The sequence below is a fragment of the Paenibacillus sp. YIM B09110 genome (assembly GCF_037167145.1).
Classification (GTDB): domain Bacteria; phylum Bacillota; class Bacilli; order Paenibacillales; family Paenibacillaceae; genus Pristimantibacillus.
The window spans coordinates 19,473-34,049 of sequence record NZ_JBANSP010000022.1 but is presented as its reverse complement, the minus strand read 5'-3'; the positions used below and the strand labels follow the sequence as shown (position 1 = coordinate 34,049).

At 51.6% G+C, this 14,577-nt stretch carries 14 protein-coding genes; 2 read left to right on the top strand and 12 right to left on the bottom strand.

Features of this window, described 5'->3' with window-relative positions:
• Window positions 1-147 precede the first annotated feature (147 nt).
• Together V8F51_RS24510 and V8F51_RS24505 are read left to right on the top strand one after the other, a co-directional pair.
• Window positions 148-507 carry a MerR family transcriptional regulator gene (locus tag V8F51_RS24510; RefSeq protein ID WP_337103141.1) on the top strand — a complete coding sequence of 120 codons (360 nt, stop codon included), beginning with the start codon at window positions 148-150 and terminating at the stop codon, window positions 505-507.
• Window positions 508-537: 30 nt separating this feature from the next.
• Window positions 538-855: a thioredoxin family protein gene (locus V8F51_RS24505; RefSeq protein WP_337103140.1), complete on the top strand. Its 318-nt coding sequence runs from the start codon at window positions 538-540 to the stop codon at window positions 853-855.
• A gap of 71 nt (window positions 856-926) precedes the next feature.
• On the opposite strand, the gene urtE is transcribed toward V8F51_RS24505, so the two are convergent.
• From urtE to glmU, 12 genes are all read right to left on the bottom strand, one after another.
• Window positions 927-1,622 carry an urea ABC transporter ATP-binding subunit UrtE gene (urtE, locus tag V8F51_RS24500; protein ID WP_337103139.1) on the bottom strand — a complete coding sequence of 232 codons (696 nt, stop codon included), beginning with the start codon at window positions 1,620-1,622 and terminating at the stop codon, window positions 927-929.
• The gene (urtD, locus tag V8F51_RS24495; RefSeq protein WP_337103138.1) at window positions 1,600-2,376 is read right to left on the bottom strand and encodes an urea ABC transporter ATP-binding protein UrtD; all 777 of its coding nucleotides are present in this window, start codon (window positions 2,374-2,376) and stop codon (window positions 1,600-1,602) included. The genes urtE and urtD overlap by 23 nt, the downstream gene beginning before the upstream one ends.
• On the bottom strand, window positions 2,348-3,430 hold the full coding sequence (gene urtC, locus V8F51_RS24490) for an urea ABC transporter permease subunit UrtC (RefSeq protein ID WP_337103137.1): 1,083 nt from the start codon (window positions 3,428-3,430) through the stop codon (window positions 2,348-2,350). Before urtC ends, urtD begins: the two co-directional genes overlap by 29 nt.
• 25 nt (window positions 3,431-3,455) lie before the next feature.
• The gene (gene urtB / locus V8F51_RS24485; RefSeq protein ID WP_337103136.1) at window positions 3,456-4,361 is read right to left on the bottom strand and encodes an urea ABC transporter permease subunit UrtB; all 906 of its coding nucleotides are present in this window, start codon (window positions 4,359-4,361) and stop codon (window positions 3,456-3,458) included.
• 115 nt (window positions 4,362-4,476) lie between these two features.
• Window positions 4,477-5,739: an urea ABC transporter substrate-binding protein gene (gene urtA, locus V8F51_RS24480; protein ID WP_337103135.1), complete on the bottom strand. Its 1,263-nt coding sequence runs from the start codon at window positions 5,737-5,739 to the stop codon at window positions 4,477-4,479.
• Window positions 5,740-6,092: 353 nt separating this feature from the next.
• Complete coding sequence (locus V8F51_RS24475) at window positions 6,093-7,211, bottom strand: peptidylprolyl isomerase (protein ID WP_337103134.1); 1,119 nt, start codon at window positions 7,209-7,211, stop codon at window positions 6,093-6,095.
• A gap of 72 nt (window positions 7,212-7,283) precedes the next feature.
• Window positions 7,284-10,811, bottom strand: coding sequence for a transcription-repair coupling factor (gene mfd / locus V8F51_RS24470; protein WP_337103191.1), 3,528 nt, complete (start codon window positions 10,809-10,811; stop codon window positions 7,284-7,286).
• A gap of 372 nt (window positions 10,812-11,183) precedes the next feature.
• Complete coding sequence (locus tag V8F51_RS24465) at window positions 11,184-11,414, bottom strand: anti-sigma-F factor Fin family protein (RefSeq protein WP_337103133.1); 231 nt, start codon at window positions 11,412-11,414, stop codon at window positions 11,184-11,186.
• A gap of 65 nt (window positions 11,415-11,479) precedes the next feature.
• On the bottom strand, window positions 11,480-12,040 hold the full coding sequence (gene pth, locus V8F51_RS24460) for an aminoacyl-tRNA hydrolase (RefSeq protein ID WP_337103132.1): 561 nt from the start codon (window positions 12,038-12,040) through the stop codon (window positions 11,480-11,482).
• Between the two features lie 195 nt (window positions 12,041-12,235).
• Window positions 12,236-12,886 carry a 50S ribosomal protein L25/general stress protein Ctc gene (locus V8F51_RS24455; RefSeq protein ID WP_337103131.1) on the bottom strand — a complete coding sequence of 217 codons (651 nt, stop codon included), beginning with the start codon at window positions 12,884-12,886 and terminating at the stop codon, window positions 12,236-12,238.
• Window positions 12,887-12,949: 63 nt separating this feature from the next.
• The gene (locus tag V8F51_RS24450; RefSeq protein ID WP_337103130.1) at window positions 12,950-13,096 is read right to left on the bottom strand and encodes a hypothetical protein; all 147 of its coding nucleotides are present in this window, start codon (window positions 13,094-13,096) and stop codon (window positions 12,950-12,952) included.
• 10 nt (window positions 13,097-13,106) lie between these two features.
• Window positions 13,107-14,504, bottom strand: coding sequence for a bifunctional UDP-N-acetylglucosamine diphosphorylase/glucosamine-1-phosphate N-acetyltransferase GlmU (gene glmU / locus V8F51_RS24445; RefSeq protein WP_337103129.1), 1,398 nt, complete (start codon window positions 14,502-14,504; stop codon window positions 13,107-13,109).
• Window positions 14,505-14,577: the final 73 nt, after the last annotated feature.

Below are 14,577 nucleotides of genomic sequence, written 5' to 3'. Positions count from 1 at the left end.
GTGCAATAAGTGACGCCGATAGCCGGCAAAAAAATCTGTTGACCCTGACATTAATGTCAGCGTTTATACTTACATTAAACCATTCCAGGCATGAGGCGTTTTAGATGCCTAATTGCTTGGAACGTCATACCCCGGGGGCTTTTTATGATGCAAATTGGTCAATTATCGCGTGAGACGGGAGTCAGCATCCGTTCCTTGCGCTACTACGAGCAAAAAGGGCTTATTACGCCTATCCGCCAAACAAACGGCTATCGCGAATACTCACCGCTTACCGCCCAAACCGTTGAGACGATCAAGCTGTATTTGAATTTAGGCTTGTCGACGGAACAGATAGCCAGCTTTCTTACGTGCGTCCTTCAGAATAAGGAGGCGTTCTGCACACAGGTGATGCCGATCTATCAGCGTAAGCTGGAAGAAATCGAGCGTCAAATTGTTGAGCTTAATCAAATTAAAGCGAATTTGATCGATCGAATCGCTTCGCTTCAGCAGGATACAACAACAACATAACCATCTTTTATTGAAAGGAACGTGATTACAATGGGGCTTCTGAATGCCGAAAATGAAACCGTTCTACGCGAAACTATTAACGAAGGAGTTACTCTTGTCGACTATAACGCACCTTGGTGCCCGCCCTGCAAACCATTGATCCCTATATTGGAGGAGCTAGACGTAGCCTACGCTGATTCCATCCGCATCATAAAAGTAAACTGTGACGATCTACCCGGCGCCGCGTCGGAAGCTGGGGTGATGAGCATGCCGACCGTTATTCTCTACAAAGACGGAGTGCCGATGGAGAAGCTGGTTGGGCTGCGGCCGAAAGCTGCCTATCAAGCCATTATCGACAAGCATTTATGATCAGCTTCCCCAAAAAAACAAAGAGCGCCGCTCCAATCCAAGGAGCGGCGCTCTTCCTATTCTCACCATGATTATACCGTCAAATATTTGCGAACAACCTCGTCATTCAAAGCATCCAGTCCGCCTTCCCAAGCGATAGCGCCCTTCTCCAAAATGTAGAAGTAGTCACCGATGCTCTTGACGAACTCCAAGCTCTGCTCCACGAGCAGCACAGCTGTCTTGCCGTCAGACTTGATCGAGCGGATAACGTCGCGAATATCATCGACGATTGACGGCTGAATACCCTCGCATGGCTCATCAAGCAGAAGCACTTCCGGCTTAGAGGCCAGCGCCCTTGCGAACGCAAGCTGCTGCTGCTGTCCGCCGCTTAGATCGCCGCCGCGGCGCGTGTACATGGTAGGCAATATCGGAAATTTCGCAATCGCTTCTTCGGGAATCGACGTCACCTTCGTCTTCGACGCTTCCAGTCCAAGCAGCAGATTCTCATACACCGATAGCTGCGCGAATATTTCACGGCCTTGCGGAACGTAGCCAATGCCGCTTTTCGCCCGCTGCCCGGGCGCACGCTTCGTCAGATCCGCTCCATTATAGGCAACAGAGCCGCCGCGCGCTTTTAACAACCCCATAATGCTCTTCATTAGTGTCGTCTTACCGACGCCGTTGCGGCCGAGCAGACAAACAACTTGCCCCGGCTTAACCTTAAGCGTCACATTGCGCAAAATAATGCTTTCGCCATAACCCGCCTCAAGCTGTTGAACGGCTAACATCGGCATCCCGCCTTTTCCCTAAATACACTTCCGCTACCCGGTCATCGCGCTGTACCTCATCCATCGAACCTTCCTTGAGCAGCCTGCCCTCGTGCATAACCGTCACCTTGCTGGCGAAGTTGCGGACAAACTCCATGTCGTGCTCTACAACTACGATTGAACGCATGCGGGCAATCTCATGCAGCAACTCGCCCGTCTTATCCGTTTCCTTATCGGTCATTCCGGCTACAGGCTCGTCAAGCAGCAAAATCTCCGGCTCTTGGAGCAGCATCATGCCGATCTCCAGCCACTGCTTCTCTCCATGCGACAAGCCCCCGGCACGCCAGGACGCCTTGCTCTGCAGACCGATCATCTCTAATTGATGATCGATCCGCGATCGCTCGTCATCGCCCATCTTCGCGAACATTGTTGCAAACACAGATCGTCTCTGGCGCATCGCGATCTCTAAATTCTCGTGCACCGTCATGGAAGGAAAAATCGATGGCGCTTGGAACTTGCGCCCGATGCCGAGCTCGGCAATTTGATGTTCCTTCTTCCTCGTAATGTCGACCTTGCCGTCGAACGTCACCTTGCCGCTGGACGGGCGAACTTTGCCGCAGATCACATCCAGCATCGTCGTCTTGCCCGCTCCGTTAGGCCCGATCAAGAAACGAAGCTCTCCCTTCTCCAGCTTGAGGTCCATTCCTTGAATCGCCTTGAAGCCGTCAAACTCCACCGTCACATCATCACACTGCAGGATTGCGGACTCCTTCATGCTCCTTCTCCTTCCTTTTGTTGCGGAATTTTATTTGGCTGATTAAGCCCGAAATGCCTTTTGGCATAAATACGACGACGATAACGAATAATCCACCCATGAAGAACAGCCAGCCTTCCGGATATGCGGTACTGAATTCGCTTTTTGCCCAGTTCATGACGATAGCTCCCAGCGCAGCACCGATCAAGGTGCCCCGACCGCCAATAGCTACCCATAGCACCATCTCGATCGACGGCACGATGCCAAGCATGGACGGAGAAATAATGCCGACATGAAGGATGAACAGCATACCTGCAATACCTGCGATGCCCGCAGAGATCGTGAAGATAACCATTTGGTAAATAGCCGGATTGTAACCGATGAACCGTACGCGGTTCTCACCGTCACGAATCGCGCGCAGCACCTTACCGAAGCGGCTGCCGACAATATAACGGCATAGGATAAATACAGCGATCAGCACGGCTGCCGTAATCCAATACAGCACACGCTTCGTATCCGCAGATCCAAGGGATGCGCCCAGAATCGTCGAATAACCCGTAATCCCGTTCGTACCCCCTGTGTAGGCTTGTTGTCCCACGAGCAACGTCGTCGTAATAATAACGAGCGCTTGGGTCAGAATCGTAAAGTACACGCCTTTAATCCGATTACGGAAGGTAACATAGCCGAGCACAAGCGCAAGAACCGATGGAATGAGTATGCCCATGGCGACCGCAAAGCCGAAGTTCTCGAACGGTTTCCAAAATAACGGAAGCTCTCGCAGGCCGCTCCATCCCATGAAGTCAGGCGGCTTGCCCCCGCTTGCCTCCAGTTTCAAGTACATGCCCATCGCATAAGCGCCAAGACCGAAGAAAATGCCGTGACCGAGACTTAAGATGCCGGTATAGCCCCATATGAGATCAAGGCCGAGCGCCACAATCGCAAAGGCCAGAAATTTCGCCAGTAAGTTGAGTCGAAAATCGCTTGCGAACATCGGAGCAGAGAATAACGCCGCTGCCGCTGCTGCGTATCCGACTAATAACCAAATGCGCTGAGGTGTCCATTTTTGCTGCAGCATATGGTTTCCGCCTTTCTATCCGTATTTAATCGAGTGAGCGCGAGCGCATAGCGACGAATCCCATTGGTCTCCATTGCAGGAAAGCTACGATGCAGACGAACACGAGCACTTTGCCTAGCGATGCGTTGGTCCAATATTCGAACAGTGTATTGAACATGCCTATTCCCATTGCACCGAGCACCGTGCCGACCAGCTTGCCTACGCCGCCAAGGACGACGACCATAAAAGCATCGACGATATAATACGTGCCGAGGGAAGGCCCAATCGAGCCCATCAGCGTGAGCGCACAGCCTGCAATGCCAGCAATACCCGAACCGATTGCGAATGTCATCGCATCTACACGGCGGGTCGATACGCCGAGACAGGCAGCCATATCGCGGTTCTGCATAACCGCTCGCATTCTTCTGCCTTCATGACTGCGATAAATATAGAAGTACATGGCGACGAGGCAGGCAATAACGAGCCCAATAATGAACAGCCTCTTGTACGGCAACAGCGTGCCGTCCATAATCTGCAATCCTCCATCGAGCCAGGAAGGGCTCGTTACAGCAACATTCGGCGCGCCAAAGATCGAGCGAGCGAGCTGCTGCAGCACGAGGCCGACACCCCATGTAGCGAGCAAACTATCGAGCGGCCTGCCATATAGGAAGCGAATAAGCGACATTTCGAGAATAAGGCCGAATACGAATGCGATTGCGAAGCTTATCGGAATGGCAAGCACGAAGTACCAATCGAACATCGACGAAGGGAGATAATCCTTGAAGAGATTTTGGGTTAAATACGTGGAATAAGCGCCGATCATTATAAGCTCGCCATGCGCCATATTAATGACCTTCATAAGGCCGAACGTAATCGCGAGCCCAAGAGCGACCAGCAGTAGAATCGAGCTGATGCTCAGCCCATTGAATAACTGCAGAAGATACACATCCATAATACCGCCCCTTGGTTGTCATCTTGGTTATTAAAAACAGAGGGGAAGCATTCGAAGCTTCCGAATACTCCCCCGTGTACTGCTGCGTCTAAGCATAGAAGACGTTACTGATACCCTATTCGGTAGGTTGTATGCTTGCGGCCCAAGCGTAGCCTTTCAGGTATGGATCCGGTTTAACCGCTTCGCCCGAGTTCCACAGTTCCTTGAACTGTCCATCCGACTGAACTTCGCCAATCCGCACCGTTTTGTAAATATGTTGCGTCTCACCGTCGATCTTCACTTTACCTTCCGGAGCATCCCACTCCAGATCCTTCGCCGCTTCCTTGACCTTGGCTACGTCAGTTGAGCCTGCTTTCTCAACCGCTGCTGCCCACAGGTAAACGGCTGTGTATCCCGCTTCGATCGGATCCGCTGTTACGCGCTCGTCGCCGTATTTCTTTTTGTAGTTCTCAACGAACGTTTTGTTCGTTGGCGTATCTGTCGTTTGGTAGTAGTTCCAAGCAGCCAGATGGCCTTCCAGCACATCGACGCCGATACCGCGAATCTCTTCCTCAGCGACCGATACGGATAACGTTGTAATATCTTTCGATGTAATGCCTGCATCCTTAAGCTGCTTGAAGAAAGCTACGTTGCTGTCGCCGTTAAGCGTGTTGTACACGACATCCGGCTTCGCTTCCTTAATCTTGCTGATGATTGTTGCATAATCCGTATGGCCGAGCGGCGTATACTCTTCGCCTACAAGCTCTCCGCCTTCTGCTTTCAATTGCTCTTTAATAATGAGGTTTGCCGTGCGAGGGAATACATAATCCGAGCCGAGCAAGTAGAATTTCTTGCCGCGATTCTCGAGCAGCCACGATACCGATGGTACGATCTGCTGATTCGTCGTAGCCCCTGTATAGAAGATGTTCGGAGAAGCTTCAAGACCTTCGTATTGCACCGGGTACCAGAGAAGTCCGTTAAGCTCCTCGAATACCGGCTTCATCGCTTTCCGGCTTGCCGATGTCCACCCGCCGAATACGGTTGCTACTTTATCTTCTGAGATGAGCTTGCGGGCTTTCTCTGCAAAGGTCGGCCAATCGGATGCGCCGTCCTCAAGAACGGGAATGATTTTTTTGCCTAGTACTCCGCCTGCTGCATTGATTTCATCGATTGCCATCATTTCTGCGTCGATTACCGAAACTTCGCTTATTGCCATCGTGCCGCTCTGGGAGTGAAGAATACCAACTTTAATGCCATCCTCTGCCGCAGCCGGAGCATTCGTACCCTCCGACGACCCTTCATTCGTCGCAGCCGGCTCATTGTTATTGCCGCATCCTGCCAGCACCAACGTCAATGCCACTAATAATAAGCCGAATTGATAAAACAACCTTTTTTTCATCTCTCCACTCCCCAGTTCTCTTTAATTTTTCTCTATTTTCCGAACGTTTCCATGGATTTGATTTCCATCGTTCGCATCCTTATCATAATATGGCCTCAGCTTTGATGTCAATATAGTTTACATTAAAAGTTTTAAATGAGTCCAAGTTACCAAAAAAGGGTGCTGATTGCTAATGAAATGCTTAGTTTGTGTAATATTAACTAACATATATATGACTTCAGTCGTGGTTGTATGATCAAATTCCGAACGATCGTGTATTTGTAAGCGCTCATTCCTATACAGCCACACAAAAAAAAGCTGCCCCATGATATGAAATCATGGAACAGCTCTATGTGGCTTATTCTATTGCATTATTATTTCGCTGCTGGAGCTTCGGTTGCTTTCGGAGCATCCGTTGCTGCCGGTGCGTCACTTGCCGCTGGAGCGTCGCTCGTTGCAGGAGCATCGCTTGCCGCAGGCGGTTCAGGAAGAGTTACCTTCACTTCGTAGCCAGGCAATTCATCCGTCATGAACTTGTCCATATGCGCATATGCGACAGCGTTCTTCACGGAGTCCTTCGTTGTTTCGTCCAGTTGGTCGAATGTTTTCACATCGCGTTTCTCAACTTGGATCAGGTGGTAGCCGTATTCAACCTCAACCGGTTCGCCAAGCACGCCAATCTCTTGCTTGAACGCCGCTTCCTTGAACTGCTCTACCCATTTGCCTGCAACCTCGTTCTCATACAGGCCGCCTGTTTGATTAGAACCGGGATCGTCGGAATATTCCTTCGCAAGCGCAGTCCAATCTCCGCCAGCTTTAAGCTTCTCTTTCACTTCGTTAACGCGTTTAAGCGCCTCTTCCTTCGTGCGAAGCTCTTTCTCCTCGCCAGTCGTTTGATCCTGCGTCGTTGTAGCCACTAGAATGTGACGAGCGCTGATCGTCGTGTAATCAGCCGTATTCGCCTCATACTCGGCTTTCGTCTCTTCGTCCGTTACTTTGGAATTCATATGAGAGACAACGGTAGCCGTCAACATTACGTATGTGGACATATCGTCATCGGAAACTTTTTGCTCTTCGATAGCGGTTTTTAGATCCGGATTATCTTTCAATGCCGTCTCATAATCCTTCATTTGCGTAGCGACATCTTCGCGAGCCTTCTTAAGCGTGTCTTCGGAAGCCTGCGAAGCAATGATCTTGTACGATACGAATTGTTCAAGCAGCTGCTCCTTGAACGGCTGGTAAGCATCGATGATCTGCGCGTAAGTAGGCTGCATAATTTTGAACACAGACAAGTAATTGTCGAACTCTTCCGCTGTAACCTGGCCGCCATCCTTATAGGTTGCGACTACGTCACCTTTACCTGCTCCCTTGAATTCCAAGGTATAATCGTCGTTTTTCTTGCCGCATGCCGCCATAACCGTCGTAGCAAGCACCACTGAAATAACGAGCAGTGCGCTTCTGCGCCATGCCGATTTGCGTGAACTTTGCAACATGTTGAATCCCCTTTCAAATTATGAACTTGTTTGTATTGTATCAGAAAAGGAACTCAAAAAGCGAATTCTCCCCTATGGTGTCACATTCTGCAACTGTACTTGCGCGCGAAGCACGTCCTTGAATGCCTGCAAAAATTGTTCCATCATATGAAGCTTCTGCTCCATCGCGAGACCTTTGCCCCGCAGCATGACGGTCGGATATTCATCCTGCTCCCCGCCTTGCTTGAAGCGGTTCTCGAACGTATGACATAACTTGTCGACCTTCGTCCGATCGATACGCCGCTTCTCGCTCGCAGCGAACCTAAGCGTCAGATCGTCGCCCTTCTGACTAATCTGCTCAATGCCGTACAGGCTGCCGTATACCTTCAACCTTGCGACAGCCATTAAGTTCTGAACAGCCTGCGGCAAGTCGCCAAAGCGGTCCACAAGCTCGGCATCGAGATCATCCGATTCCTCGAAGGAACGAATCGTCGCCACCTTCTTGTAGATCTCGATCTTCTGAATGCTGTCGTAGATATAATCTGAAGGCAAATACGCGTCTATGCTGACATCGATCAGCGTGCTGACCTGCTTCTCCTCTACGATCTCAACGCCTTCCATCTCCGCCTTACGCTTGGCAATCTCATCCGCCAGCATCTGCGAATACATATCGAAGCCGACCGATGCAATGAAGCCATGCTGCTCGGCACCTAGCAGATTGCCCGCTCCGCGAATCGACAAATCGCGCATCGCGATCTTAAAGCCCGAGCCAAGCTCGGTGAACTCCTTGATGGACTGCAGGCGCTTCTCCGCTACTTCCGTCAGCACCTTATCGCGCTGATAAGTAAAGTAAGCGTAAGCGATTCGATTGGATCGGCCTACACGTCCGCGCAGCTGGTACAGCTGCGATAGACCCATTTTGTCCGCATCATGCACGATAAGCGTGTTGACATTCGGAATGTCGACGCCTGTCTCAATGATACTTGTGCTTACCAGCACGTCGGATTCCCCGTCAAGGAAGTCGAGAATCGTCTTCTCCAGCTCCTGCTCGGACATCTGTCCATGGCCGACTGCCACTCTAGCATCCGGCACAAGCGCGTTAATCTGCTCAGCCATCTGATAGATGCCTTGTACACGATTATAGAGATAATAGACTTGCCCGCCGCGCGCAAGCTCGCGCTCGATGGACTCCCGCACAAGGGCAGGGCTGTATTCGACAACATAAGTCTGCACCGGAAAACGGTTCTCAGGCGGCGTCTCGATGACCGACAGATCGCGCACCCCAAGCATGGACATATGCAGCGTTCTCGGAATCGGCGTCGCAGTCAGCGTTAGCACGTCCACATTCGTCTTAAGCTTCTTCAGCTTCTCCTTATGGGACACGCCGAAGCGCTGCTCCTCATCGACGATAAGCAAGCCTAGCGATTTGAAGATTACATCTTGCGACAGCAAGCGATGCGTCCCGATCACGACATCGACTCGGCCGTCCTTCAGCCCTTTCATCGTGTCGTTCTGCTCCTTGCGGGAACGGAAGCGGCTCATAACCTGTACGTTGATCGGATAGCCGGAGAAGCGCTCCTTGAACGTCTCGTAATGCTGCTGAGCGAGGATCGTTGTCGGAACAAGCACAGCGACTTGCTTGCTGTCCATCGCCGCTTTGAACGCCGCGCGGATCGCAACCTCTGTCTTGCCGTATCCGACATCGCCGCACAGAAGACGGTCCATCGGCTGGCTCTTCTCCATATCCTTCTTAATCTCTTCGATTGCTCGGAGCTGATCGCGCGTCTCATCATAAGGGAACATCGCTTCGAATTCCTGCTGATAAGACGTATCTTGTCCGAAGGAATAACCAGGCGCTGCCTGACGCTGCGCATACAGCTTGATCAAATCATCGGCAATATCCTGCACCGACGCTCTGGCTTTATTCTTCGCACGCGTCCATTCGCTGCCGCCAAGCTTATTAACCTTCGGCTCCCGCTCCTCCGAGCCGACATACTTCTGAATCATATCTACTTGCTCAATCGGAACAGACAGCTTATCGCCGCCAGCGTATAGAATATGGAGGTAATCCTTATGAATGCCGGCAATCTCAAGCGTGCCGATGCCAACGTACTTGCCTATCCCGTGATTCTGATGAACGACATAGTCGCCGACCTTAAGCTCTGTATAGCTCTTAATCCGCTCGGCGTTGTCTACCTTCTTGTCAATCCGGCGCGCCTTGCGCTGCTTCTGCGAGAACATCTCGCCCTCTGTAATGACGACCAAATGCGAAGAAGGCAGCTCGAAGCCCGATTGCAGGTTGCCCTCAATGAGCATCGGCGGCTCAATGCTGTAATCTTGCAGCACGCGGCGCATGCGATCCATCCGCTCGGCGCCTCCGGCAAGCATAATCACGTTCGCACCGGTCTTCTTCCAGCGATCCATCTCCGCCTTCAGCACATTCATCTGACCGTGGAAATTCTGCATCGAACGACTCGTCATATTCAAAATGTTCTGCGGCTGCGTGTGCGGAATTTGGCGCAGGAACAGCGATAAGAACAAGGTAGGGAACGGACGGGTATGAAGAATCTCTTCCGTAGCGCGCGCAAGCGAAAGGCCAGGCAACGACTTGCCGTTCTGCAGCAGATGCAGCGACCATTCCGCCTCATCCCGCTCGAGCTGCTTAGCCGTCTCTATTAACCGCGTCGGCTCGTCTAGCAATAGCAGCGTATCGCTTGGCATATAGTCAAGAATCGTCTGACGTTCCGGGTACAATAACGAAATATATTTATAAATTTCAGGGAAATACACATGCTCGCGCAGACGCTCCAGCTCGCCGCCAATCTCCGCGCGCAGACGTTCCTTCGCCATACGGTCAGTCATCTTAGCAAGCTGCTGCTCAAGCAGCCCTTGCGCATGGCGCTCCGCCGCTTCCATCCGCTTATCGTCCGCCAATATTTCTTGGCAAGGCGGCACGATAAACGCTTGCAGCCGATCCTGTGAGCGCTGGTCTGCGGGATCGAACGTACGGATCGAATCAATATCGTCCCCGAACCATTCAATTCGGTACGCCTGGGAGGTCGTTAGCGGATAGAAGTCCACAATACCGCCGCGTACACTCATCTCGCCGCGCGACTCTACGCGATCGGCGCGCACATAACCGAGCGACATCATTTGACGCAGGAACGCCTCAAGAGGAATTGAATCTCCTACTTTAACCTCTATTTGCGCTTCAGCCATCACACTGCTGATCGGCAAGTAGCGGCGAACGCCGGAGAATGGCACGACAACAATCCCGCGATAGCCTTTGGACAGCTTGATCAGCACATCCATGCGCTGCGCCAGCGTCTCGGGACTCGAGATCGCTGCTTCGGCAGCCATAAGCTCATTCGCGGGATATAACAATACTTGTTCTTGCGAGAGACATTCTTGCAGATCCTCCGCAATCTTCTGAGCGGAGAACATATTATGTGTCACGACCAGCATCGGGCGGCCCACATCTTCCTGCAGCGCTGCAATGAGCACCTGACGGGAAGATCCGGCTAGCCCCGAAATCATCTGTTCGCGCATGCCTTTGCGAATACCGGAAATAATTGACTGTACATCCGAATCCGCGGCAAAAGCTTTAATCAGCGCTTTCAACGTTTGCGGCACCCCGTTTCTATACGCGATCGGCTGGCCATGAAGCGCTGAGAGGAACGTGATCCGCTCAACCTGCTTCAAACCTCCGATTGCATTAACACAGCAGACTTGCAAGGAATGAGTACGCATCTATAGTAGATGACAGCTGCAGCCGTCTCTACAAGCGCTCAACATGAATTCAACCCTAAATGACTTCGCCGTCATATAGGCGGCGAAGTGATTGTCTTGAATATGGAGCATCAACGACAATTGCCATTGACGTCATGACCAGAAAATATAAGTCTGGTTATAAGACGAAAAATATTTCAAAAAAAAGCCTTAACCATGGTCAAGGCTCTTGTCTGTCTCATCTACAACCAATCAGCCAACCCATTATTGCAGCGGGCTCGTTACGAGAGAAAGCTCCGGGTTAGCATCAAGCGCCTCCCGGCAGTAATCACATACGACCTTAACGGTTACATCCCCGCTTGGGTCATACGCTATTATATCGCTGCGCTCCTCGGGGGTCAAGAAATGGAAACCGAGCTGCTGCTCCGTTATTTCCGCCGTCGATATGGTGCCGATCGATGTTTTGCAATGCCGGCAAATATAGTTTACAGCCATATGTATGCCTCCTGAAGAGTCGTTATTACCCTTCAGTATGCCCAGCAGGGGCAGATTCTAACAGGCTAGCGGTTAAACTTTGCCATCGTCTCCTCGAAGGGAGCCTTAAGCCCGAACTCAACAGCATCGCAGGTCTGCTCAATCATCGCTGCCAGCTTATCTTGCTCGCTCTTCGGGAAATTGGACAACACATAATCGGCAATGTTCATTCCTGGCTGCGGACGCGATACGCCCATGCGGATTCGATTGAATGATTGTGTGCCCAAGTGCTGAATAAGCGACTTAATGCCGTTGTGTCCGCCTGCGCTTCCTTGATAGCGAAGCCTAATTTTGCCGATCTCCGTATCCAGGTCATCATACAGAATCAATCCTTCTGCCGGATCGGCCTTGAAATAGTCAAGGAACCCCCGTACCGACTCCCCTGACAGATTCATATACGTCATTGGCTTAATAAGCACAACCTTCGTGCCTTGCACGTTACCTTCTCCGATTAACGCCCTGCATTTGTTCGTCGTGACTGAGATTCCCCAGCGTCTAGCCAGTTCATCGATAGCCATGAAACCGACATTATGGCGTGTCCCTTGATATTGCGTTCCAGGATTGCCTAGTCCTACGATCCACTTCATCGTTAGCTGTACTCCTTTATCTCGAAACCATAATAGCGATAGCCCAGCGTAAACGGCCCTTTTAAACGAATCATAAGATTATTTTCACGTTTACGCAAGCTATCGTATCGTTTTACTATTTCATTAAGCTTTCTATGCGCATGAAAAAACTGCCCTGAGCATTACCCCAGGACAGCTTCTTGAAGCCGTAAACAACTAGAATGTTTTCAAATCCTCCAGTTGCGCTTCCTTCGATCTCGATTCCGCCTCGGCCAGTTCGACCGCCGCATCCTCTCTCTCTTCCTCGCTTAGCTCTTTCTGAGGCGCAAGGACGGTCACAACGACCATCTCCGGCTCAGACTTCGCCTCTACGCCTTGCGGAAGCTGCAGATCGCGTACGAGCAAGCTCTCGCCTACGCCAAGCGACGAAATATCAACCGTAATCGTCTCCGGAATATCTCCCGGCAAGCATTGCACCTCTAGCTCATGAAGAATGACTTGCAGAATGCCGCCTTCGCGAACACCCGTAGAATCGCCTTCGGCTTCAATTCGGACATGAGCCCTTACGTCCTCATTCATGTTGACCTGATGGAAATCGACGTGAAGCAATTGACGGTTCAGAGAGTCTCTCTGCACTTCGGAGATCATCACGGAATGTTTGCCTTGTGCCCCAATCTCAATTTCCACAACCGCATTCGGATGCGTGCGAAGCAGTCCGTGCAGCTCCTTCTCATCAACCGCCACAAGTGCAGAAGCGCTCAATTGCTTGCCGTAGACAACGCCTGGGACTTTACCTTGCTGCCGCAGCTCGCGCAACTCGCCTTTCGTGGAAATATTCCTTTGGTCTGCCTTCATTGCTATCGCCATATGGGTATCCTCCTAAAATGGATATTCCATATAGCTTTACCCATTCATGCCGTATATTAATCACTAAGAAGAAACGCTTGACGGCGTCTTTTCTATAGACGCCATCGTATCGTCGAAACGTATAGAGAAAGTATGGGCAAACTCATATACTTTCCTATACGTCAAGGTGAAACGGCTGTCGCCATCCTTTGGCGGCGCAGCGCGTTTCATTCCGGAGAAATTACTTCTGCGAGCGTTCCTTCTTCGCTTTCGCGCGCGAACGAATCTTCTCCGCATAACCCGGCTTATTCTCCTGGCGCGCTCTTGCGATAGACAGATCGCCAGCAGGCACGTCATGCGTAATCGTCGAGCCGGCGACGACGTAAGCTCCCTCGCCGATCTTCACAGGAGCGATAAGGTTCACGTTGCTGCCAACGAACGCATTGTCGGCGATCTCCGTAACCGCTTTGTTGAAGCCGTCATAATTAACCGTAATCGCGCCGCAGCCGATATTAACGTCCTTGCCGACCTTCGCATCGCCAACATAGCTAAGATGCGATACTTTGCTTCCGTCGTCCAGTGTCGCGTTCTTAAGCTCGACGAAGTCGCCGATCTTACAGCCGCGTCCAAGCTTCGAGCCGGGACGCAGGTTCGCATAAGGGCCAACCGTGCTCTCATCGCCTACAACCGAATCGGCAACTACCGAATATTTTACCGCTGCGCCGTTTCCTAGCACACTATTCGTAATGTCTGCTTGCGGTCCAATGACGCAGTCTTCACCGATGACCGTATTGCCGCGCAGCATCGTACCTGGATATAGAATCGTATCCGCGCCAATTTGAACGCCAGCCTCAATATACGTCGAAGCTGGGTCGATAATCGTTACGCCGCCAATAAGGTGCTCACGATTAATTCGCGAACGCATGTAGCCTTCAGCCTCGGCAAGCGCCACGCGATCGTTCACGCCGATGGCTTCCGCCAAGTCAGTCGTGCAGTAGCCTTGCACCGACTGTCCCGCTTCGCGGAAGATACCGATCACATCAGTCAAGTAATATTCGCCTTGCGCGTTGTTGCTCGTTACCTTAGACAGCGCATCGAACAGCTTGCGATTGTCAAAGCAATACGTCCCCGTGTTGATTTCTTTCACTGCCGCTTCAGCCGGCGAACAGTCCTTCTGCTCCACAATGCGCTGTACGGCGCCATCTTCGGCGCGAATAACCCGACCATAGCCTGTCGGGTCGTCGAAGGAAGCCGTCAGCACCGTTGCCGCTGCGCCGGACGACGCATGCAGCTCCAGCATCGCTTCTATCGTAGACGCCTTCACGAGCGGCGTATCGCCGCAGATGACGATCGTCGTGCCTTCTTCGCCGCCAAGCAGCGCTTCAGCCTGACGAACCGCATGTCCTGTGCCAAGCTGCTGCTCCTGCAGCACGTATTCAGCCGCATCGCCTAGATACGACTTTACGGTCTCCGCGCCGTGACCAACAATAACAACCGTCCGCTCACAGGAAGCTGCCTTTACTACATCAACGACATGTCCTACCATCGGTTTGCCGCATACCGGATGGAGCACCTTATATAATTTCGATTTCATACGTTTGCCCTGACCAGCAGCAAGCACAATCGCCATAACCTTCAACGTAAACAACCTCCCAAGCCTCATTAACAAACTTCTTTTATGACTATATCCCATTATACGAATGCCGACAACT